Annotated in this window: 20 protein-coding genes; 11 read left to right on the plus strand and 9 right to left on the minus strand. The window is 63.1% G+C overall.

The window, feature by feature from the left end; translation table 11 throughout:
- Nucleotides 1-99: 99 nt before the first annotated feature.
- Nucleotides 100-384 carry a histidine kinase gene (locus NLM15_RS22145; RefSeq protein ID WP_254119382.1) on the minus strand — a complete coding sequence of 95 codons (285 nt, stop codon included), beginning with the start codon at nucleotides 382-384 and terminating at the stop codon, nucleotides 100-102.
- A gap of 45 nt (nucleotides 385-429) precedes the next feature.
- Here NLM15_RS22145 and NLM15_RS22150 point away from each other — a divergent pair, with 45 nt between their 5' ends.
- From NLM15_RS22150 to hflX, 4 genes are all read left to right on the plus strand, one after another.
- Complete coding sequence (locus NLM15_RS22150; RefSeq protein ID WP_254119384.1) at nucleotides 430-2,832, plus strand: PAS domain-containing sensor histidine kinase; 2,403 nt, start codon at nucleotides 430-432, stop codon at nucleotides 2,830-2,832.
- Nucleotides 2,833-2,849: 17 nt separating this feature from the next.
- Nucleotides 2,850-4,220, plus strand: a complete 1,371-nt coding sequence (locus NLM15_RS22155) for a sigma-54 dependent transcriptional regulator (protein ID WP_254119386.1) — start codon at nucleotides 2,850-2,852, stop codon at nucleotides 4,218-4,220.
- Nucleotides 4,221-4,566: 346 nt separating this feature from the next.
- The gene (gene hfq, locus NLM15_RS22160) at nucleotides 4,567-4,815 is read left to right on the plus strand and encodes an RNA chaperone Hfq (protein WP_007591126.1); all 249 of its coding nucleotides are present in this window, start codon (nucleotides 4,567-4,569) and stop codon (nucleotides 4,813-4,815) included.
- A gap of 11 nt (nucleotides 4,816-4,826) precedes the next feature.
- Nucleotides 4,827-6,209 carry a GTPase HflX gene (gene hflX, locus NLM15_RS22165; protein WP_254119388.1) on the plus strand — a complete coding sequence of 461 codons (1,383 nt, stop codon included), beginning with the start codon at nucleotides 4,827-4,829 and terminating at the stop codon, nucleotides 6,207-6,209.
- Between the two features lie 227 nt (nucleotides 6,210-6,436).
- On the opposite strand, the gene NLM15_RS22170 is transcribed toward hflX, so the two are convergent.
- From NLM15_RS22170 to mazG, 4 genes are all read right to left on the minus strand, one after another.
- Nucleotides 6,437-7,513 carry a hypothetical protein gene (locus NLM15_RS22170; RefSeq protein WP_254119390.1) on the minus strand — a complete coding sequence of 359 codons (1,077 nt, stop codon included), beginning with the start codon at nucleotides 7,511-7,513 and terminating at the stop codon, nucleotides 6,437-6,439.
- A 389-nt stretch (nucleotides 7,514-7,902) separates the two neighbouring features.
- On the minus strand, nucleotides 7,903-8,925 hold the full coding sequence (locus tag NLM15_RS22175; RefSeq protein WP_254119391.1) for a DUF2278 family protein: 1,023 nt from the start codon (nucleotides 8,923-8,925) through the stop codon (nucleotides 7,903-7,905).
- Nucleotides 8,926-9,152: 227 nt separating this feature from the next.
- Entirely contained in the window at nucleotides 9,153-9,611 is a 459-nt protein-coding gene (locus NLM15_RS22180; RefSeq protein WP_254119393.1) for a GNAT family N-acetyltransferase, read from the minus strand.
- A 15-nt stretch (nucleotides 9,612-9,626) separates the two neighbouring features.
- Nucleotides 9,627-10,445 (minus strand): nucleoside triphosphate pyrophosphohydrolase, encoded by an 819-nt coding sequence (gene mazG, locus NLM15_RS22185; protein ID WP_254119395.1) that lies wholly within the window; start codon nucleotides 10,443-10,445, stop codon nucleotides 9,627-9,629.
- Nucleotides 10,446-10,752: 307 nt separating this feature from the next.
- On the opposite strand from mazG, the gene NLM15_RS22190 reads away from it, so the two are divergent.
- Nucleotides 10,753-11,058, plus strand: coding sequence for a hypothetical protein (locus tag NLM15_RS22190; protein ID WP_254119397.1), 306 nt, complete (start codon nucleotides 10,753-10,755; stop codon nucleotides 11,056-11,058).
- Between the two features lie 145 nt (nucleotides 11,059-11,203).
- Complete coding sequence (gene queC / locus NLM15_RS22195; RefSeq protein ID WP_254119399.1) at nucleotides 11,204-11,920, plus strand: 7-cyano-7-deazaguanine synthase QueC; 717 nt, start codon at nucleotides 11,204-11,206, stop codon at nucleotides 11,918-11,920.
- A gap of 241 nt (nucleotides 11,921-12,161) precedes the next feature.
- Here queC and NLM15_RS22200 read toward each other — a convergent pair whose 3' ends face one another.
- The 4 genes from NLM15_RS22200 to nthA form a co-directional block, all read right to left on the minus strand.
- A complete protein-coding gene (locus tag NLM15_RS22200; RefSeq protein WP_254119400.1) occupies nucleotides 12,162-12,995 on the minus strand; it encodes a hypothetical protein in 834 nt (277 codons plus the stop codon).
- Nucleotides 12,996-13,297: 302 nt separating this feature from the next.
- Complete coding sequence (locus NLM15_RS22205) at nucleotides 13,298-13,675, minus strand: nitrile hydratase accessory protein (RefSeq protein ID WP_254119402.1); 378 nt, start codon at nucleotides 13,673-13,675, stop codon at nucleotides 13,298-13,300.
- Complete coding sequence (gene nthB, locus NLM15_RS22210) at nucleotides 13,675-14,334, minus strand: nitrile hydratase subunit beta (protein ID WP_254119404.1); 660 nt, start codon at nucleotides 14,332-14,334, stop codon at nucleotides 13,675-13,677. The genes NLM15_RS22205 and nthB overlap by 1 nt, the downstream gene beginning before the upstream one ends.
- The gene (gene nthA, locus NLM15_RS22215; RefSeq protein WP_254119406.1) at nucleotides 14,331-14,966 is read right to left on the minus strand and encodes a nitrile hydratase subunit alpha; all 636 of its coding nucleotides are present in this window, start codon (nucleotides 14,964-14,966) and stop codon (nucleotides 14,331-14,333) included. The genes nthB and nthA overlap by 4 nt, the downstream gene beginning before the upstream one ends.
- Before the next feature lie 121 nt (nucleotides 14,967-15,087).
- Here nthA and NLM15_RS22220 point away from each other — a divergent pair, with 121 nt between their 5' ends.
- From NLM15_RS22220 to NLM15_RS22240, 5 genes are all read left to right on the plus strand, one after another.
- A complete protein-coding gene (locus tag NLM15_RS22220) occupies nucleotides 15,088-15,894 on the plus strand; it encodes an enoyl-CoA hydratase/isomerase family protein (protein WP_254119408.1) in 807 nt (268 codons plus the stop codon).
- 130 nt (nucleotides 15,895-16,024) lie between these two features.
- Nucleotides 16,025-17,497 (plus strand): DASS family sodium-coupled anion symporter, encoded by a 1,473-nt coding sequence (locus NLM15_RS22225; RefSeq protein ID WP_254119410.1) that lies wholly within the window; start codon nucleotides 16,025-16,027, stop codon nucleotides 17,495-17,497.
- 233 nt (nucleotides 17,498-17,730) lie between these two features.
- A complete protein-coding gene (locus NLM15_RS22230) occupies nucleotides 17,731-18,882 on the plus strand; it encodes a methionine ABC transporter ATP-binding protein (protein WP_254119412.1) in 1,152 nt (383 codons plus the stop codon).
- Nucleotides 18,872-19,537 (plus strand): methionine ABC transporter permease, encoded by a 666-nt coding sequence (locus tag NLM15_RS22235; RefSeq protein ID WP_254119414.1) that lies wholly within the window; start codon nucleotides 18,872-18,874, stop codon nucleotides 19,535-19,537. The genes NLM15_RS22230 and NLM15_RS22235 overlap by 11 nt, the downstream gene beginning before the upstream one ends.
- 28 nt (nucleotides 19,538-19,565) lie before the next feature.
- Nucleotides 19,566-20,339, plus strand: coding sequence for a MetQ/NlpA family ABC transporter substrate-binding protein (locus NLM15_RS22240; protein ID WP_254119416.1), 774 nt, complete (start codon nucleotides 19,566-19,568; stop codon nucleotides 20,337-20,339).
- The last annotated feature ends 3 nt before the right edge of the window (nucleotides 20,340-20,342 follow it).

The raw sequence follows: 20,342 nt of genomic DNA on the forward strand, positions 1-20,342 counted from the left end.
GCCGTTGTGGCTGACGCGGTGAGGAAAAGTCCGAATCGGGCCGAAACGTTCCGTTGGAACGTATGAATTGTCATTTAACCGCGGCGCGCTGCGTCGCGCTCATCTGACCAGCCGGCCAGAGACGGGCACGGCGCTGGCGACGCTCGCCGGTGGCTCTTGCACCCCGACACCGTTGACGAGCAGATCGGCGGCCACGATCAGCAGCAGCACGGCCGACACCATTAGCGCGAGAAAGAACCTGTCCATGTCGGTCAAGCCGCATGGAGCGGAATCCGTTCCCGCAAGCGAGGTCTGCCAGAACAGCGGCCTGTGGATGCGCCGGTCCGCCGCGGCGGGGGCGCCGCGGAATTGTCGCAATTCGGCAACAATGTGGTACGAATACATCAGTATCCGCCCGCCGCGGACCCCGTTTTCAGCACCATTGCCGGAATGACCAGCGCAGATACCTCGGCCGCACACTTTGACACGGCCCCAGCGGAAGAGCCCCGGCGTTGGTCGGTACGGCGCTGGCTGGCGCCGCTTGCCGTCGCGATGGCATTGCTGTCGGCGCTCCTGACCTTTCTGGTCCTGACCGGCCTGACGAAAATCGAGCCGACCCCGGAGGTGGTGCGCTCGTTCTATCTGATCAATGCGGCCACGATCCTGCTGCTGGTCGGCATCATCGTCCGCGAGCTCTGGCAGCTGATCCTGGCGCGTCGGCGGGGCCGGGCGGCGGCCCGCCTCCATGTCCAGATCGTCAGCCTGTTCTCGATCGTGGCGGTGCTGCCGGCGGTGCTGGTCGCCGTGGTCGCCAACGTCACCATCGAGCGCGGCCTCGACCGGCTGTTCTCCGGCCCGACCAAGGAAGTGATCCAGAATTCGCTGACGATCGCGCGCGCCTACATGCAGGACCACGCGCAGCTGATCCGCGGCGACATTCTCGGCATGGCCAATGACATTGCCCACGCCCGGCCGCTCTACGACCAGGACCGCCGCTCGTTCCGCGAGCTGCTGACCGCCAGCGCCGGCTCGCGCAATCTGCCGGGCGCGATGATCATCGACAAGAACACCAACATCCTGGAATCCGCCGACACCGGCATGCGGCTGGCCTATTCGCCGCCGGCGCCGGACTTCCTCAGCAACGTCAACGAATCCGAGCCCGAGATCGCGGTGCTGCCCGATGCGAGCTTCGTCGCCGCGGTGATCCGCCTGCGCGCCTTCAGCGACACCTTCCTCTATGTCGCGCGGCCGCTGGATCCGAATGTGGTTCAACAGCTCAAGCAGACCGAGGTCAGCGTCGCCGAATACGCCCAGATCGAGTCGCGCCGGCTCGGCATCCAGGTCGCCTTCGCCTTGATGTTCGCGGTGATCGCGCTGACCATCCTGATGGCCTCGGTGCTGATCGGCCTCAACTTCGCCAACTCGCTGGTCTCGCCGATCCGGCGGCTGATGAACGCGGCCCACACGGTCTCGACCGGCGACCTCCACGTGCAGGTACCCGTGCACCAGTCCGAAGGCGATCTCGCCCAGCTGGGCGAGACCTTCAACAAGATGACGCAGGAATTGCGCAGCCAGCGCGACGAGCTCGTCAACGCCAGCGATCTCATCGACAGCCGTCGCCGATTCATCGAGGCCGTGCTGTCCTCGGCAAGCGCCGGCATCATCGGCGTCGACACATCAGGCAGCGTCGGCATCCTCAACCGCTCCGCCGAGAAGCTGATCGGGCACTCCGAAGCGGAGACGCTCGGCCATCCGCTGTCCGACGTGCTGCCCGAGCTCGACGAGATGATGAAGACGGCGCGGGAAGGGACCCAGCGCCTGGTGCAGGGCCAGATCACGATCACGCGCGACGGCACCGAGCGCAACCTGTCGGTCCGCGTCAGCGCCGAGAAGAACCAGCCGCACGACAGCTACATCATCACGCTCGACGACATCACCGAGCTGGTCTCGGCGCAGCGCACCTCGGCCTGGGGCGATGTCGCGCGCCGCATCGCGCACGAGATCAAGAACCCGCTGACGCCGATCCAGCTCTCGGCCGAACGCATCCGCCGCAAGTTCGGCAAGGACATCACCGAGACTAAGGACAAGCAGATCTTCGAGCAGTGCACGGACACCATCGTGCGCCAGGTCGACGATATCCGCCGCATGGTCGACGAGTTCTCACGCTTCGCGCGGATGCCAAAGCCGGTGATGGAGGGCGAGGACGTCGCCGACACCGTGCGGCAGGCGGTGTTCCTGATGAAGGTCGCCCATCCCGAGATCGATATCGAGGCCGAGTTCAGAGAGGATCCGCTGCGGGCCCAGTTCGACCGGCGGCTGATCTCGCAGGCGGTCACCAACATCGTCAAGAACGCGACCGAGGCGATCGAGCAGGTCCCGCCGGAGGAGCTCGGCAAGGGCTACGGCAAGGGCCGCATCGACGTCGTGGTCTCGCGCGAGGGCGAGGACGTGCTGATCGACGTCATCGACAACGGCATCGGCCTGCCCAAGGTCGCGCGTTCGCGGCTCCTCGAGCCTTATGTGACGACACGCGCCAAGGGCACCGGCCTCGGCCTCGCGATCGTCGGCCGCGTGCTTGAAGACCATGGCGGTCGTATCGAGCTGAAGGATGCCTCCGACTTCCGGGAGGGCCAGCGCGGCGCGTGGATGCGGATGCGCTTTGCGATCTCCGGGGCGCCCCCGAAGAGCGAGGAGACCGGGCAGGCACCGACGGCCGCAAACGCGGTCACGGAAACCGCCAGGCCCCCTGAAACAGACGAGACCCCCGAAACAAAACAGCCGGCCGCCGAAACCAAAGAGCCGGCTGAAAAGACCAATGATTCACCGAAAATCGAAGCCTCAACAGGCAGCTGACAAGACAGGCGCGACCCATGGCAAGTGAAATTCTGATTGTCGATGATGAGGCCGATATTCGGGATCTCGTCGCGGGCATTCTCGAAGACGAGGGTTTTGTCACGCGGACCGCGCGCGATAGCGACTCCGCGCTCGCCGAGATCGCCAACCGCAGGCCGCATCTGGTTTTTCTCGACATCTGGCTGCAGGGCTCCAAGCTCGACGGCTTGCAGCTGCTGGAGCAGGTCAAGAAGGACAATGCCGACCTGCCGGTCGTGATGATCTCCGGCCACGGCAACATCGAGACCGCGGTCGCCGCGATCAAGCGCGGCGCCTACGATTTCATCGAGAAGCCGTTCAAGGCCGACCGGCTGATCCTGGTCGCGACCAGGGCGCTGGAGAATTCGCGGCTCAAGCGCGAGGTCAAGGAGCTGAAGCAGCTCGCGCCGAGCGCAAGCTCGCTCGTCGGCCGCTCGCCGAGCATGAACCAGCTGCGCCAGACCATCGAGCGCGCGGCCAAGGCCAACAGCCGCATCCTGATCGTCGGCCCTGCCGGCGCCGGCAAGGAGCTGACCGCGCGCACCCTGCATACGGCCTCGGGTCGCGCCGACGGTCCCTTCGTCGTCATCAACGCAGCCGCGATCACGCCCGAGCGCATGGAGCACGAGCTGTTCGGCGTCGAGCAGTCCAACGGCGAGCAACCGCGCAAGCCCGGCGCGCTCGAGGAAGCCCATGGCGGCACGCTGTTCATCGACGAGATCGCGGACATGCCGCGCGAGACCCAGAACAAGATTTTGCGCGTGCTGGTCGAGCAGTCGTTCCAGCGCGTCGGCGGCACCTCCAAGGTGCAGGTCGACGTCCGCATCATCTCCTCGACCGCGCGCAATCTCGAGGAGGAGATCGCGGCCGGGCATTTCCGCGAGGACCTCTATCACCGGCTCTCGGTGGTGCCGATCCGCGTGCCCGCGCTGTCGGAGCGGCGCGAGGACATTCCGGAATTGATCGACTATTTCATGGAGCAGATCTCGGCCGGCAGCGGCCTGCCCAAGCGGCAGATCGGGCAGGACGCGATGGCGGTGCTGCAATCGCATGTCTGGCCAGGCAATGTACGCCAGCTCCGCAACAACGTTGAGAGAGTCATGATTCTGGCCGCGGGTGGGCCGGAGGTGATCATCACCGCCGACATGCTGCCGCAGGACGTCGGCTCCATGGTGCCGGCCATGCCGACCAGCAACAACGGCGAGCACATCATGGGCCTGCCGCTGCGCGAAGCGCGCGAAGTGTTCGAGCGCGACTATTTGATTGCACAGATCAGCCGTTTTTCAGGAAATATTTCTCGCACGGCTGAGTTTGTTGGCATGGAACGTTCGGCGCTGCATCGGAAGTTGAAAGCGCTCGGCGTCGGCTAGGGCGTTTTCGCGTGAATGGCATACCGGCTCGCATACAGAAGGCCGCATCAGCACGAGAATCTCGGGTGCCGCTTCAACGGGAACCGAAATGACTCGAGCGCCGCGACGTTGCGGCCGGGCGTCAGGGATAAGCGAGGAAAATCATCGATTTCCGTAGTTTTTCGGGGCAATTGGGCTTGGCCTGCCGCGTGAAGCGGCTTGCCTAATAACCCGTCCTGCCCTCTAATCGAACCGCTGTTCCTCCGAGGGGGATCTCATGAGGAACGGCAACCGGATGAGACCCCATATTCTCAAAAGCGGGGCACAACCGGCGCAATAAAAAGAAACTCAAAGCGAGAAAAAAACAATGGCGGCAGACCGCGCACAAAACCTACAGGACACCTTCCTTAATCACGTTCGCAAAACCAAAACGCCACTGACGATCTTTCTGGTCAACGGAGTGAAGCTCCAGGGCATCGTGACCTGGTTCGACAATTTCTGTCTGCTACTTCGGCGCGACGGTCACTCGCAGCTCGTGTACAAGCATGCGATCTCGACCATCATGCCGGGCGCTCCGATCCAGCTGTTCGAAGGCGGCGAGGATCAGCCGGCTTGAGAGTGATCTGATTGGAACCCCGGAATTTCGACGGGGAGGCCGACCGTCCGCGGGCGGCCGGGGCTAAGCAGACGGGGCGGGTGCTTGTCATCGGCCCCTACTTGCGGGTGCGTGCGGGAAGCGCCGACGCGCAATCGGAAAGCCATGTCCAGCGAGACGCCGAGGCCCGGCTCGACGAAGCCGCGGGCCTCGCGCGTGCGATCGATCTCGTCATTGCCGAGGCCATCATCGCGCCCATCAGCCAGATCAGGCCCGCGACCTATATCGGCAAAGGCAAGGTCGAGGAGATCGCGGGGCTGATCAAGACCCTGGACGTCGAGCTCGTGGTGATGGATTGCGCCCTGGCGCCGATCCAGCAGCGCAATCTCGAGAAGGAATTGCACGCCAAGGTGCTCGACCGCACCGGGCTCATCCTGGAGATCTTCGGCCGCCGCGCCAAGACCAGGGAAGGCTCGCTTCAGGTCGAGCTTGCGCATCTCAACTACCAGCGCTCGCGCCTGGTGCGGTCGTGGACCCATCTCGAACGCCAGCGCGGCGGTTTCGGGTTCATGGGCGGTCCCGGCGAGACGCAGATCGAGGCCGACCGTCGCCTGATCCAGGAGCGCATTTCCAAGCTCGAGGGCGAACTGAAGAAGGTGCAGGCGACGCGGCGCCTGCATCGCGCGGGACGCCAGCGCGTGCCGTATCGCGTCGTCGCGCTGGTCGGCTACACCAACGCCGGCAAGTCGACACTGTTCAACCGCCTGACCCGCGCCGACGTCCAGGCCGCCGACATGCTGTTCGCGACGCTCGATCCGACCCTGCGCGCGCTCACCCTGCCGCATGGCGGCAAGGCGATGCTGTCCGACACCGTCGGGTTCATCTCCAACCTGCCGACGCAGCTCGTTGCTGCCTTCCGCGCCACGCTGGAAGAGGTGCTGGAAGCGGACGTCATCCTGCATGTGCGCGACATCTCGCACGAGGATGCCGAGGCCCAGCAGAGCGACGTCGACGCCGTGCTGCGCCAGCTCGGCATCAATCCCGATGACAGCGGCCGCATCATCGAGGTCTGGAACAAGATCGACCGCTACGATGCCGAACAGCGCGAAGAGCTTTTGAACATCGCCGCGCGCAGGCCGGAAGATCATCCGGCGATGCTGGTCTCGGCCGTATCGGGCGAGGGCATCGATACGCTGCTGGCCGCGATCGAGGAGCGGTTGGCCGCAAAACGCACCACGCTCGATCTCTCCATCGACGCCGCCGACGGCGCCGGCATCAGCTGGCTGCACCGCAATTCCGAGGTGCTGGCCAAGGAGCTGCTCGACGGCCGCTTCGACATGACGGTGCGGGTGGACGAGACCAAACGCGATATCGTGGTGAACCGGTTCGACGCCGTGCCGCGTCTGTCGGCGTAAGACGCCCTCGTAGCCCGGATGAAGCGAATGTAATCCGGGATGTCATTGCGCTGCGCTCCATCCGGGCTACGCACTTTCCGTGCAAGCCGGCGACAGCGAGTTGGCGGCGGGCTTCCTTGCGTGCCTCCGACGCGGAGTGACGCAGGACACTAGGACGCGGACTCATTAACGCGCAGCCACAGCCTAATCGACGCAAGTTCAACGAAGGCAAAGCGCTGCGCGCTCAACTACGGAAGTCCTTTTGTCATCGTAAAGGGATTGAACCCACGTTCCGCGAGGGCAGCCCAAGAAGCTGCGCCAAGATGTGACAATCGGAAATAGAGTCGCGGCTTGGTCGGGTCGGTGTCCAACACGAACCCAGTCGGTAACTCGCGGACAGTCGTGGCATAGAACCCACCATCGGGCGACCTCTTGGATTCGATTACAGCGATCAACGACTCTGCCCTCTCAGTCCTGCCGAGCAATTTCATCAAGAGAGCCATTTGGCCCGTCCCTTCGGTCCACACACCGTCCCGGTCTTCACCGTAAGAAAAGCCCCCGCCGACACTCATTCGCTGTTCGGCGGTCGTCATTGCTGATGCAAATTTCCCGGCCGCTCCGTGAAGCGCTGTTAAAGGCCAGATCTGAGCATCCAGAGCCAAAATCGGATTGTGCGTGACGCCGTCTTCAGCGGTACCTGCGGCGAAACAGGCGCATGCCGGATCCCACATCGTATTTACGAAGTACTCAGCAACCGTTGCCTTATCGCGCCAGCGCGAATCGCCTGTACGGATCGCAAGAAGGCCAAACGCGGCGGCGAGGTCAGTATTATGTTCAGTCGATTTCCACGTCCGCACTTCCGGCGACGGTTCGTGCCCAAACGTACCACCCGTGAAACCGCCAGTACCGCGCTTATCGGCCCATTGCGCGACCCAGGCGCCAAGCCGTGCTGCACCATCGCGGAACCGAGAGCCGGTATTCACATCATCAATCGACAGCAACGCCAACATGGCCCATGCCATGTTACCAACATCGCTGCCCACCTGATATCGATCCTCTAACCATTTGTTCTGAGTCTTGTCCCACCACCCTGGAAGTTTGACGGGGCCATTCGCCACCACACCCGCGGCGTAGGCGTTCCTGAGCCGTCCATCATGCCAGGTGCGGTCGTTGTCGATGGCCCAGAGAATCGCCGAGCCAATCCGATACGCTTTGTCTTGCTCACCGCAACCGACCAATGCGATGGCGGCTACCGCATTGTCATAGAGGTAGGCGGCGCCATGCAGAGGCCCCGATTCGACGGTCGGATAGCTGGGCAGGAACAACGGCCCTGATGGCGGTGCCTTATCAATTAGACCAGCGAGGTATCCGCACGCTGACGTTTTTGGTGCTGTTGAAGCCTGCAGTGGAGCGGAGGCCATCATGATTGCGAAAGTCGCGACGACCCAAGTGTGAGGGCAGAGCCCGCGACAACGGTAGAAGCAATAAGTGATTGGTGCCGGTAGCATTTCGCTGCCTCTCGTGTCTTTTCAACCAAGATAGACTTTGGGACATCGGGAAGAAAGCAGGTCAGGATCGAGTAAAAAATCGTGCCTTCATCTTCAATGGCAGTTTACCCATCGCGACATCTTGCGCTGCCACACAACTCCGGCCGCTATAGGAGCAAAGCAGGCATTGCCTTCGCATCACGCCGCCGGGTTTATGGGTACACGGCCTAGAATGGAATGGTCAGGCCCGGAGTTTTCGCTTGCGCCCTGGTATAGGCGACGCCGTGGATCTTGATCCCATGCTCGTCCAGCAGCGAAATGATGCCGCCTTGGTTCGACAATTCCATCGGCTTCTGCACGACGACAGCGAGCGTGCCGCCGGCCTCGATCTTCCCTGACAGGACCATTTTGTTCTTCTGCTTGTCGGCCAGCATCCAGCCGGTGAGATCAATGTCGCGATCGGCCGTATTGAGCAGCGTGACGACTTCCCGTTCGGGCGTCTTCACGGCATTGACGAGTGCCGCAATGATGCGCACGAGGCCATCGGGCATTTCTCCGGTCGGAGGAGTCGTCGGATCTCTCGGCTGTGTCGGCGTGCCTCCGCCGATGGGGTCACCGGTCTTGTCGTCGGTGTGCCAGGCCTGCGTCTGGAATTTGAGGAAGACCGCCGTCCATAACTTCTGATCCGGGAATTCGAACACGAGCCCGCCGTCCTGCCACGGCCCGTTGTCACCCGAGAATCTTCCCCTTGGATTTCCCTGATTCATGTGGATGTCGTGAATGCCGCGCCCCGGCCGGAAGCCGAAATAATTGTCCGCCTTCGTCTCCGGCCCCCAGGTCTCACCGAATGCGTAGACCATCGCGCTTTCGTTTGAGAGTGCGCGCTGGACGAACTGGTCGAGTTTCTCGTTGAGGTCATTGTCCGGTCCGGGCACGGACAACGGCAGCGGAATCATCTCCTGCGGCTGCATCAGATTGCCGCGAATGAAATCCAGCGCGATGCTGGCCGGCTTCGGCGGCTGTGGGTGCAAGCCCACCGGCAGCGCCGCGAGATGATCGGTAATCGGATGGACAAAGTGCGATCGCACCAGGAACGCGACTTCGCTTCCGTCGGCTGACTGCACATTGACGGCGATGCGGAAATCCGCGTTGTCGGCCACGACATGGACTTGATAGTGCGGCGACTGGCCGGTGCCGAAACGCATCGCGATCGGGCGTCCCTTGAGGACCGAATAGTGTTTCAGTGGCATCGGACTTACCTGCGGTGGGTTTCGGCTGCGCGGGCTCCGTTGCTCAACTTTAGACTGCCGGTCATGACGATTTCATGGCTGAGGTGCACCTCACGCTTTGCCAAGACCGCCTCGCTGCATTTCCGGAAAAGGTGCTGACCTAAATCCGGATCACATACGTAGAGTGAAATGAGTCCGCCCGGCCGTTGGCCGCATTGGTGGTGGTCGCATTGGTCCTGGGTCGAAAATCACCTGGAGAGATCAAGGTGCATGAACTGGTTGTGCGGGCTCGCCTGATAGTCGGCGAACGGCGCGCAGGAGACGAAGCCCGCGCTGCGGTAGAGCGCGACGGCCGGAACGTGCAGCGGCGCTGTGCCGGTTTCCAGGCTGAGACGCGCATAGCCACGTTTGCGGGCTTCAGCAATGATGTGGTGCAGGATGGCGCGGCCAACGCCGGTCCCGCGCGCAGCAGGCGCGACACGCATCGACTTCACCTCCGCATGCGCGTCATCCAGCTGCTTGAGGGCGCCAAATCCCACCAGCGCATCGTCCTGCCAGATAGTCCAAAACGTCACGGCCGGGTCCGAAAGACCGCTCGCGTCGAGCGCCTGCGCGTGTTCACCCATGACGTTGCGCAGCTCTTCCAGATGATGGGCCAGCAAATCGGCGACATAGGGCGCCGTCGGATCGTCCTGCCTGATGTCCACTCTTATGTCCTCGGATCAGGTGGCCGTCTTCGCCGCGTTCCACAGCGCATCCATCTCCGCCAGCGACGCCTGCTCCAGCGTGCGGCCCTGCGCCTCCAGCGCCCGTTCGATATAGGCAAATCGCCGCTCGAATTTCGCGTTGGTCGCACGCAACGCGGCTTCCGGATCGGCGTCGACATGGCGGGCGAGGTTGACGAGGGCGAACATCAGGTCGCCGGTCTCCTCCGCGATCTCCTGCTTGTCGTTGCGATCGAGCGCGGCCTCGATCTCGTCGGCTTCCTCGCGGATCTTTTGCAGGACCGCGCGCGGGTCGTTCCAGTCGAAGCCGACCGTGGAGGCCTTGCGCTGCAGCTCCATGGCGCGCGTCAGCGCCGGCTGGCCGGCCTTGACGCCCGACAGCAGCGATTTGTGCGACGGCGCAGCCTCCGACGGCCGGCGCGCGGCGCGCTCGGCCTTCTCCTCGGTCTTGATGCGGTCCCAGACTTCCTTGACGTGGTGCGAGGCGAGATTGCCGTCCTTGTCGGCGAAGACATGGGGATGGCGGCGGATCATTTTTCGCGTGATGGCCTCGACGACGTCTCCGAACGCGAAGGCGTTCTGCTCGGATGCCATCTGGGCGTGGAACACGACCTGGAGCAGGAGGTCGCCGAGCTCCTCTCTGAGATCGTCGAGGTCGCCGCGGCTGATGGCCTCGACCACCTCATAGGCCTCCTCGATCGTGTAGGGCGCGATCGTCGAAAAATCCTGCTCGAGGTCCCAGGGGCAGCCGGTCACCGGCGTGCGCAGCGCCGCCATGATCTCGATCAGGCGGGAAATGTCGCGGGAGGGCTTCATGTCGTGCGATTCCAAACAACCATTTGATTCGGTAGCGAAATTCAATCCATAGCCAAGTTCAGCCGATGATAAAGTACGGACGGCAATTGGCGAATGGAATGCGTACCAGTTCCAAGGGAATACGTGCCAGTTCCTAGGGGATGTCACAAATTCAAAGCGCGTGAGCGCAATGGAGGAGGGTATCTCTCAGTCTGGAACAGAGATCCGAATGGATGGGTGAATAATGATGTGCAGCGCAAAGACCGCTACCAGCTTCCTCAATGTCGACCTCGACATACGTGGAAACACTGACGACCTCGAGAATTTTTTGAAGTCGATCGAGACTTCGGTCGTCGTGCTTAATCACACCGGCCAGGAAGCATCCATAGAGCTTGCCAAGGAGTACGCTTCGCTCGAAGAGACCGTGCTGCGCCTAATTGAGCTCATCAACGCACTTCAGCCCGAGCTCAAGAATAGCTGGGATCGGTTCGATTTTCGTAGGCTGAACGTTGGCATACAAGCGGCCTCCGAGCCACACGCAGCGTATTTTGCGATCTCAACTAAGGCAGTCGAATTGATGGCGGCCCTGCGATTTGAAATCCTTTTCACGGTTTACGCGCCTCTCGCACGTTGACCGCCTGAGCACGACTTCTGCCTCGGGTCACGATCAGTAGGCCCGGATTGAGCACATGAATTCTGCTACGCATCCGCCGAGCGCGGCGGAACGGGCCGATTTCCACCGATTGGCGAGCGGCGCCCGCAATGCTAAAGCGCGGGCCATGAGTGACGCATTTTCATCACAAACCGCCCTGGTGCTGTTTTCCGGCGGCCAGGATTCCACCACCTGCCTCGCCTGGGCGCTGGATCGCTTCGCGCGGGTGGAGATGCTGGGCTTCGACTACGGCCAGCGCCATGCAGTCGAGCTTGACTGCCGCGACCGCCTGTTCGACGGCATCAAGGGCCTTCGCCCCGACTGGGCCGCAAAACTCGGCGAGAGCCACACGCTGTCGATCCCGACGCTGGCGGCGGTGTCCGAGACGGCGCTGACCCGCGATGTCGCGATTGCGATGGGCGCCGACGGCCTGCCGAACACGTTCGTGCCAGGCCGCAATCTGGTGTTCCTGACGTTTGCCGCGGCGCTGGCCTACCGGCGCGGCATCACCCACATCGTCGGCGGCATGTGCGAGACCGACTATTCCGGCTATCCCGATTGCCGCGACGACACCATCCGCGCCATGCAGGCCGCGCTCTCGCTCGGCATGGCGAGGTCCTTCGAGCTACACACGCCGCTGATGTGGATCGACAAGGCTGCGACGTGGAAGCTCGCGCACGACCTCGGCGGCGATAGGCTGGTCGATCTCATCCGCGAGCACTCGCACACCTGCTATCTCGGCGAACGCGGCGCGCAGCACGATTGGGGTTATGGCTGCGGCGAGTGCCCGGCGTGTAGCCTGCGGGCGAGGGGATGGCGGGAGTTTGCGGCGGGAAGCAAATAGCGCTCCAGTCTCCGCCGTCATCGCCCGCCTTGTGCGCAATCGCGCACTGGAGCGGGCGATCCACTAAGCACGGTGGATGAGGTCGGAGTGTTAATCCGCCTCGACCATAGCTTATGGTTCGGAGGATCAACCTTGCAGGAGTTTGAACGAGACCACTCAACTGCTTGGCGCAAACGCTGCAAGCTTAGCGGAAGCGGCCGCCCCACATCGGGGCAAGTTATGAAGTTGCTTCTTGGGTAGCTTATTTGTGGGCTTCGGCTGGTGCGGCGTCAGCAGCCTTGTTGCCGAGTATGTCGGGCCTGCCTTGCTTGATCCAGGCCATTGTTGCGCCGACTGGCCTTGAACCAACCTGTAGATACACCCCGTCCAACCTCGGAGAGAAATTCCGAAATGGATTGTGCGCTTCGCCCTCGGATTCCGGAGGAAAGTCAACGACCATGGCTGCACCATTCGCGCCAACAACGGGGTACGAGCCCACGCCGAGCCCGGCATTTGTCAGAGCTCTTGCAAGGGATATTGCTGCTTCCCCCAGCGCTGCAAACGTTTTCTGCACCTCATTCTTCGGATCCCAGGCTTTGTGCGAGGAGGGCGAAAGAACGCTAAGCCCTTCGCTTAAGTTGAGAGATACGCCGGAGCGTTTTTCGTCGATAAACTCAGGTATCCAGCCAAATTTTGAAAGCACAATCGCAATTTCATTCGCAAGGTTCTGTGCCTCAGGGTCACCTTGGATGACTTGGATTAGTAATTTTGTGCCGGCCCAACGCTCGAATCCAGCAAACCACTTTTTGGCGGGCGGCTCTTGATCGAGCCCAATGAGGCCAACATGCCTAGGTAGCAGAACAGTTTGCAGCACAAGATTGTCTGCCTGCAATCGAGCCGTTCCGTTATTGAGCTCAGCGATGCGTTCACTGGAATGCTTCCGATCTTCGGCCCAATGCTCCTCTTTTACGTCTGTTGTCTGGACGATGACAAAGGTAGCCAACATGCCACCCAGTAGACAAACAAGGAGCGCCCAATTCGCAATTGAGCCAATCAGCGTCGCTGTCGATAAAGAAATGCCTGCAAACGGCCACATCAGAATTCCCCCATGATTCTTTCTTGGAGGAGTTATAGCCATTCTGCTGGCGGGTTGTCTGGCGCTTTTCAATCAACCCGGACGGTCATTCGCAGGTATCGCGAATGGCGAGGAAGCCACGACCGCTGAAGTTGGGACCGTCTTGTCAGTCTGATGGGGGCAGGGCGGGTCAAAAGTCTAGAAACCTCCTAGGACCGTATCCCAGAGGCCGTACCTGAGCCGAGAAGCCGCGGCGTACTGGATTCCCCGCCTTCGCGGGGAATGACAGCGCGGGGCTTGGCGCGAGCGCGTCAATGACCGAGCTAGCCAAAATCCTCCGGCCTAAGCTCGATCGGCTTGCCGTGCGGCGTGCGGTCGGCGGCGTGGTCCCAGGCGTCGCGATAGCGGTGCAGCGTCTCCGCCGAGGCCACGCCTTTGCGCGCGACGAGGCCTTCCAGCGTCGCGAGCCAGTGCAGATAGTACGTCTCGCCCGTATCCGGATCACCGGCGGCCTGCGCGCGCTTGATCTCGGCGGCCAGGGCTGCGGCCCATTCCGGCCAGGTGAATACGCCGCGATCGTGCAGGCTCAAGGCCATCGCGAACGCATGCGCTTCCCAGGGCGCACGGAACACCGGGCCGTCGTCATCGCGCGGAATGCTTGGAATGGCCGCCGTCGCGGCGGCCGCAGCCGTGCTGCTCATCACGCCGGGTCCAGATAGGGCTCGAACGCATCGATCGACACCTTCAGGGTCGGATCACCATCCGCGCCCCAGAGATCGTTGCCTTCGAACACCACGGTGTAGAGCCATTGCGGGTTCTCGCCGAGCTCCATCGCCGCCGAATCCGGAAAAACATGGCAGCCGTGGTTCAATTCGACGACACCGACATGGCCGCGCACATAGCGCGGCAGCCGCGTATGCGTGGTCGGATGAATGTTTTTCGCGCGCACGCGGTCGCCGATGTTGAATTTCGCCGCCGCCGGGGCAGGGCGGGCGAACTTGCCGCGCACCATCACGCGCTCGACGTTGGCGAGGTCGAACTTGCCGTGCTTGAGCGTCTTTGCGGGCTGCATCGCATGGCCGGCTGCAACTTCCTCCCGGGTGAGGTAGCCCTTCTCGATCAGCATCTCCTCGAGCCCGAGGAACCATTTCTTGTAATAGGAGCTCGAGAGATAAACATGCGGCGGCAGCGTCTCGCGATAAAAGCGCGAGGTGTCGATGTTGAAGGCCCCGGCAGCCCCCATCGCGCGCACCATCGCCAGCACGCGGGATTCCCAGTCTGCGTGAAACATCGGCTCGTTCGGCTCGGGCTCGACCTTGCCGAACCCGTCCATGCCGCCCATGTCGTGCACGCCGTTCATGAAGGCGCTCCCGGCGTCTTGGGAAAGCCGGTGCCGATCATGGAATCGCGCGTGACGAGCGCGGCGAGTTGCTCCTCGCTCCAGCCCTCAGTGCCCGCGGGGCGCATCGGCAACACCAGGAAGCGCGTCTCGGCCGTCGAATCCCAGACACGGATCTCCATGTCCTTCGGCAGACTGACGTCGAAATCGGCGAGCACACCGCGCGGGTCCTTCACTGCGCGGGAGCGGTAGGGCGAGGCCTTGTACCAGACCGGCGGCAGCCCAAGCATTTCCCAGGGGTAGCAAGAGCACAAGGTGCACACGACCATGTTGTGGCGTTCAGGCGTGTTCTCGACGACGACGAGATGGTCGCCGACGCGGCTGACATGGCCGAGCGTGCCGATGGCCTTGGAGCCGTCTTCCAGCAGCGCCTTCTTGAACGCCGGATCGGTCCAGGCCTTGGCGACGACGCGTGCGCCGTTATGCGGGCCGATCTTGGTCTCATAGGCCTGGATGATGGCATCGAGCGCGGCCGGCTCGACATAGCCTTTTTCAGTCAGGATCGTCTCGAGCGCACGCACGCGCAGCTCGGTCTCGGACAATTCCGAGTGATCGTGATCGTGGTGATGGTGGTGGTCGTGATCATGGCTCATGGCATCGAAGATAGGCGCAATGATCCCCGCCTGTCGAGTATGCGTTGCGGCGCAACCGGGTCCCATATTCGTGAGGCCGGGTGTAGGCTGGCGTTGCGGCAAAGCAGATTGGGAGACGTTGGTGACAGACTACGTGAAGATCGAGAAGGGCCTCGGGCCCGAAGGACGGATTGCCGTCGTACGCTTCGACCGTGGCGACGGACTCAATGCGCTGTCGCCGGAGGCGTTGCGCCAGCTCACGGCGGCAGCCCGCAGCTTCGAGGATGACGCCGCAACCTCCGTCGTGGTGCTGACCGGCAGCGCCGCTGCATTCAGCGCCGGCTTCGACCTCAAGGACGCCGAAGGACGCTCGCGCAAGGACATGGATCTCGGCACGCTGCGGCGGCATCTCAAGCTCGGGCCGCGCCTGACCCACGCCTGGCAGGAGATGGAGCAGATCACGATCGCGGCGATCGAGGGCTTCTGTGTCGGAGGCGGCGTCGCGCTAGCCGTGGCGCTCGACTTCCGCGTCATGGGCCGCGATGCGCATCTGCGCGTGCCCGAGATCGGCCTCGGCATGAACATGAGCTGGCAGAGCATCCCGCGCATGCTGCATCTGATGGGACCGGCCCGCACCAAACAGGCGGTGATCTTGGCCGATGAACGTATCTCGGCCGATGAGGCCTATGAATGGCGCCTGGTGGAGCACGTGGTCGATCCCGGCCATGCGTTCGATGCCGCGATGGATCTCGCGCGCAAGGTCGCCGCACAGCCGCCGCTCTCGGTCGCGATGACGAAGCTGACGGTCAACCGGCTCGCGCATGCGCTGGACGATCTCGCCAGCCACATGGACGTTGATCAGTTCGCGCTCGCCGGCCTCAGCGAGGACCACAAGGAGGGGGTCGAGGCGTTCCTGGCGCGCCGCAAGCCACGGTTCAGGGGGCGCTGAAACTCAAGCCAGGATAGAACTCGAGACAGGCCATTGATAGCGCCGCGGACAATCCGTATACGCCGCGCTGGGACAAGAGCAGGCTCGACCAACGAGCCGCACGATGCGACGACAATCAAGGGGAGGATCCATGACCGCCAGTTCTCAGGCGCCTGAAGCGACGGGGTTTCGCTGGAAGCTGATCGCGCCGCTGGTGGTGTGGCTGGCGATCTACCTGTGGCCGGTGCCGCCAGGGCTCAACGTCAACCAGTGGCACTATTTTGCCGTGTTCGCGGCCGTGATCACCGGGCTCATCCTGGAATCGATGCCGGTCGGCGCTGTCGGCTTTATCGGCCTGACGGTCGCGGGCGTCGCCGGCTATATCGATCCTGATCCCGGCAAATCGCTGCGCTGGATGCTGGCGGGATTTGCCGAGAGCACGGTGTGGCTGATCGTCGGTGCCTTCGTGTTCTCGATCGGCTATCGCAAGAGCCAGCTCGGCCGGCGCATCGCGCTGGTGCTGGTGCAGCGGCTCGGCAGCAACACACTCGGTCTCGGCTATGCGGTCGCGATGTCGGACTTCCTGCTCGCGCCGGCGACGCCGTCCAACACCGCGCGCAGCGGCGGCATCGTCTATCCCATCATCAGCAACATCCCCCGCATCTACGGCTCCGAGCCGGGGCCGACTGCCGGCAAGATCGGGACCTATGTGATGTGGACCGCGTTCGCGGCGACCGCGGTCACCAGTTCGCTATTCTTTACCGCGCTCGCGCCCAATGCCGCGGCGCTTGCGATCGCCAAGAAGACTGCCGGGGTCGAGGTGAGCTGGGCGCAGTGGTTCATGGGCTTCGCGCCGCTTGGCATCCTCCTGATGGTCCTCGTGCCGCTGCTCAGCTACGCGGTCTGCCGTCCCGAGGTGAAGCGCAGCCCGGAGATCTCCGATTGGGCGGCGAAGGAGCTCGGCACGATGGGCCCGATGTCGCGCAACGAGTGGATCATGCTCGGCCTGATCCTGCTGGCGATGTTCCTCTGGATCGCGGGCTCGAGCCCGGACATCCACGTGCCCGGGATCGGCTCCAACTTCGTCAACGCCACCACCGTCGTATTCATCGTGATCTCATTGATGCTGGTGACCGGCGTGATCGAGTTTGCCGACATCGTCAGCGAGAAGAGCGCCTGGGAGGTGTTCTTCTATTTCACCTCGCTGTTGACGCTGGCCTCGGGCCTCAACGAGATCGGTTTCATCAAATGGTTCGCAACCGAATACGCAAAACCGCTTGCGGGGCTGTCGCCGTCGACCGCCATGCTTCTGCTGGTCGCGCTGTTCTTCTGGATCCACTATTTCTTCTCGAGCATCACCTCGCATGCCGCCGCCGTGCTGCCGGTGGTGCTCGCGGTCGGATCGGGCATTCCCGGCCTGCCGGTCGTCACGCTCGCCATGCTCTGCATGTATTCGCTCGGCCTGATGGGCGTGATCTCGCCCTATGCGACCGGACCCGCGCCGATGTATTTCGGCAGCGGCTATATCGGGAAGGGCCAGTTCTGGGGCTTTGGGCTGCTGTTTGGACTGGTCTATTTCGCCGGCCTGCTGCTGATCGTGCTGCCCTGGTTGTGGGTGTACTGAGCCGGAGGCTGATACCCGCGGCAGATGATTTTTCTTCCCGGGGGAGGGATTTGGAAAACTTCGTCCAACTCCCCGCAAATATCTGACATTGCAAGAAAGTCCGGAAAGGGCGATGGTGCGTGCTGCGGTGCAGCGCGCTCGACCCGAGCCGTCATCGCTTTTCACCCCAAGTCGCGCGATGCGACCAGGTTCCCGTGTGCCTCAGGGGCATCCGGGCAAGCGAACTATTGTGCATGAAGGCCGCCTCCATGAACGCCCACCAATCGCTCGCGATCGGACAACCGCTCGAAACGCTTGACGCGATTTCACCCGCCGCAGCCGAAGCGGACGCAATGGTCCGTTTCGCTGGCATCTCGAAAATCTACCCGGCCTATCGTGGCAAGCCCGGCGTCAACGCACTGCAGGATATCGACTTCGCGATTCCGCGTGGCTCGATCACCGGAATCATCGGCCGCTCCGGCGCCGGCAAATCGAGCCTGGTCCGGCTGATCAACGGTCTGGAGAAGCCGACCACGGGCCGCGTGATCGTCGATAACAGCGATATCTCGGCGCTGGCCGGCCGCGAGTTGCGGCTGGCACAGCGCTCGATCGGCATGATCTTCCAGCATTTCAACCTGCTGTCGTCGCGCACGGCCGCCGACAACGTCGCGCTGCCGCTCGAAATTGCCGGCTGGGCCAAGGCCGATATCAAGGCCCGCGTCGCCGAGCTGCTGGCGCTGGTCGGCATCGCCGACAAGCACGACCGCTATCCCTCGGAACTCTCCGGCGGCCAGAAGCAGCGCGTCGGCATCGCCCGTGCGCTGGCGACGCGGCCGAGCGTGCTGCTGTCGGACGAGGCGACCTCGGCGCTCGACCCGCAAACCACACGCGCGATCCTCGATCTGCTCGCCAACATCAACCGCGAGCTCGGCGTGACCATCGTGCTGATCACCCACGAGATGTCCGTGGTGCGCCAGCTCGCCAAGGAAGTCGTGGTGCTCGACGCCGGCCATGTCGTCGAGAGCGGCCATGTCGCCGATATCTTCACCCATCCGAAGCATCCGATCACGCAGTCTTTCCTCGCCGAAGTGATCGGCGACAGCCTGCCGGTGTCGCTGGCGAGCCGGATCGTGCCGGAGCCGACTGGCGGCGGGCAGGCCGTGATCCGCGTTCAGGTGCGCGGGGCAGGGGCCGGCGACACGCTGGTGGCGCGGCTCGCCCGCGAGCTCAGTCTCGACGTCTCGCTCTTGTCGGCCCGCATCGACGAGATCGGCGGCCAGCATGTGGGCTCGCTGACCCTCGGTATACCTCTCGGCATTTCCGGCGGCGAAGACGCGGTGACGCGGACGCTGGCCTGGCTCTCTCAATATCAATTCTCGGCGGAGCGTCTCGGCTATGTCGCCTGAACTCATCAACCTCATCGTCCAGGCCACGGGCGAAAGCCTGTACATGGTCGGCATCGCGGCGCTGCTCGGCACCGCCTTCGGCCTGCCGCTCGGCGTCTTCCTCGCGACCAGCCGCAAGGGCGAGCTGTTCTCGGCTCCCTTCATCAATCGCGTGCTTGGCATCGTCGTCAATGCGACGCGCTCGACGCCCTTCATCATCCTGGTCGTCGCCATCATCCCGTTCACCCGGCTCATCGCCGGCACCTCGATCGGCTCGACCGCCGCGATCGTGCCGCTGGTCATCGCGTCAACGCCGTTCATCGCGCGTCTGGTCGAAGCCGCGATCCGCGAGGTCGATGGCGGCCTGATCGAGACCGCGTCCTCGTTCGGGGCTTCTCCAATCCAGATCGTGCTCAAGGTGCTGATCCCCGAGGCGCTGCCGGGCCTTCTGCTGGCGTTGACGCTCGCCGTGGTCAGCCTGCTCGGCTATTCCGCCATGGTCGGCGCGGTCGGAGGCGGCGGGCTCGGCGATCTCGGCATCCGCTACGGCTATCAGCGCTTCATGCCGGAGATGATGCTCGCCGTCGTGGTCGTGCTGATCGCGCTGGTGCAGCTCGTCCAGAGCGCGGGCGACTATCTGGCGCGCCGGGTCAACCGCCGGCTGCGGCAGCGCTGAGGCAATTTTTTCGAAACTGGAGACATCAATGCGTTTTCTCGCAACCCTTGCGGCTGCAGCCTTGCTCGCGACCACGGCTAACGCCGAAACCATCCGGGTCGGCGTGACCGCCGGTCCCCATGCCGAGATCCTGGACGTCGTGAAGAAGGTCGGTGCCGAGCGCGGCCTCGACATCAAGGTGGTCGAGTTCACCGACTACGTGATCCCGAACCAGGCGCTGGCGCTGAAGGACCTCGAAGCCAACTCGTTCCAGCACGAGCCGTACCTGAAGAACCAGATCTCCAAGACCGGCTGGAAGATCGTCAAGGTCGCGAACACGATCGGCTCGCCCCAGGGCGTCTATTCGCAGAAATACAAGAAACTCGCCGATCTGCCGGAAGGCGCCCGCGTCGCGATCGCCAACGATCCCTCCAACGGCGCGCGCGGCCTGATGATCCTGGCGCTGCATGGCGTGATCAAGCTGAAGGATCCGAACAACGTCTCTTCGACCATCGCCGATATCACCGAGAACCCGAAGAAGCTCCGCTTCGTCGAGCTCGATGCCGCCCAGCTTCCGCGCGCGCTGCAGGACGTCGACGTCGTCTCGATCAACAACAATTACGCCGTGCAGGCCGGCCTCAATCCGGCGACCGACGCGATCGCCCGCGAAAACCCTGACGGACCCTGGGTCAACATCCTCGCCGTCCGCGAGGAGGACAAGGACAAGCCGTGGGTGAAGCAGCTGATCGAGGTCTATCACTCCGACCCCGTGAAGGCGTTTCTGGAGACGCGCTTCAAGGGCACCTATCTGCCGACCTGGTAAGCG

Source organism: Bradyrhizobium sp. CCGB20 (assembly GCF_024199855.1).
In the GTDB taxonomy this organism is placed as follows: Bacteria; Pseudomonadota; Alphaproteobacteria; order Rhizobiales; family Xanthobacteraceae; genus Bradyrhizobium.

Excerpts from the sequence above, each read along its gene's own strand:
- NLM15_RS22145 (WP_254119382.1), bottom strand. The coding sequence starts at position 384 with ATGTATTCGTACCACATTGTTGCCGAATTGCGACAATTCCGCGGCGCC.
- NLM15_RS22150 (WP_254119384.1), top strand. The coding sequence starts at position 430 with ATGACCAGCGCAGATACCTCGGCCGCACACTTTGACACGGCCCCAGCG.
- NLM15_RS22155 (WP_254119386.1), top strand. The coding sequence starts at position 2,850 with ATGGCAAGTGAAATTCTGATTGTCGATGATGAGGCCGATATTCGGGAT.
- hfq (WP_007591126.1), top strand. The coding sequence starts at position 4,567 with ATGGCGGCAGACCGCGCACAAAACCTACAGGACACCTTCCTTAATCAC.
- NLM15_RS22175 (WP_254119391.1), bottom strand. The coding sequence starts at position 8,925 with ATGCCACTGAAACACTATTCGGTCCTCAAGGGACGCCCGATCGCGATG.
- mazG (WP_254119395.1), bottom strand. The coding sequence starts at position 10,445 with ATGAAGCCCTCCCGCGACATTTCCCGCCTGATCGAGATCATGGCGGCG.
- queC (WP_254119399.1), top strand. The coding sequence starts at position 11,204 with ATGAGTGACGCATTTTCATCACAAACCGCCCTGGTGCTGTTTTCCGGC.
- NLM15_RS22200 (WP_254119400.1), bottom strand. The coding sequence starts at position 12,995 with ATGTGGCCGTTTGCAGGCATTTCTTTATCGACAGCGACGCTGATTGGC.
- NLM15_RS22205 (WP_254119402.1), bottom strand. The coding sequence starts at position 13,675 with ATGAGCAGCACGGCTGCGGCCGCCGCGACGGCGGCCATTCCAAGCATT.
- nthB (WP_254119404.1), bottom strand. The coding sequence starts at position 14,334 with ATGAACGGCGTGCACGACATGGGCGGCATGGACGGGTTCGGCAAGGTC.
- nthA (WP_254119406.1), bottom strand. The coding sequence starts at position 14,966 with ATGAGCCATGATCACGACCACCACCATCACCACGATCACGATCACTCG.
- NLM15_RS22225 (WP_254119410.1), top strand. The coding sequence starts at position 16,025 with ATGACCGCCAGTTCTCAGGCGCCTGAAGCGACGGGGTTTCGCTGGAAG.
- NLM15_RS22230 (WP_254119412.1), top strand. The coding sequence starts at position 17,731 with ATGAAGGCCGCCTCCATGAACGCCCACCAATCGCTCGCGATCGGACAA.
- NLM15_RS22235 (WP_254119414.1), top strand. The coding sequence starts at position 18,872 with ATGTCGCCTGAACTCATCAACCTCATCGTCCAGGCCACGGGCGAAAGC.
- NLM15_RS22240 (WP_254119416.1), top strand. The coding sequence starts at position 19,566 with ATGCGTTTTCTCGCAACCCTTGCGGCTGCAGCCTTGCTCGCGACCACG.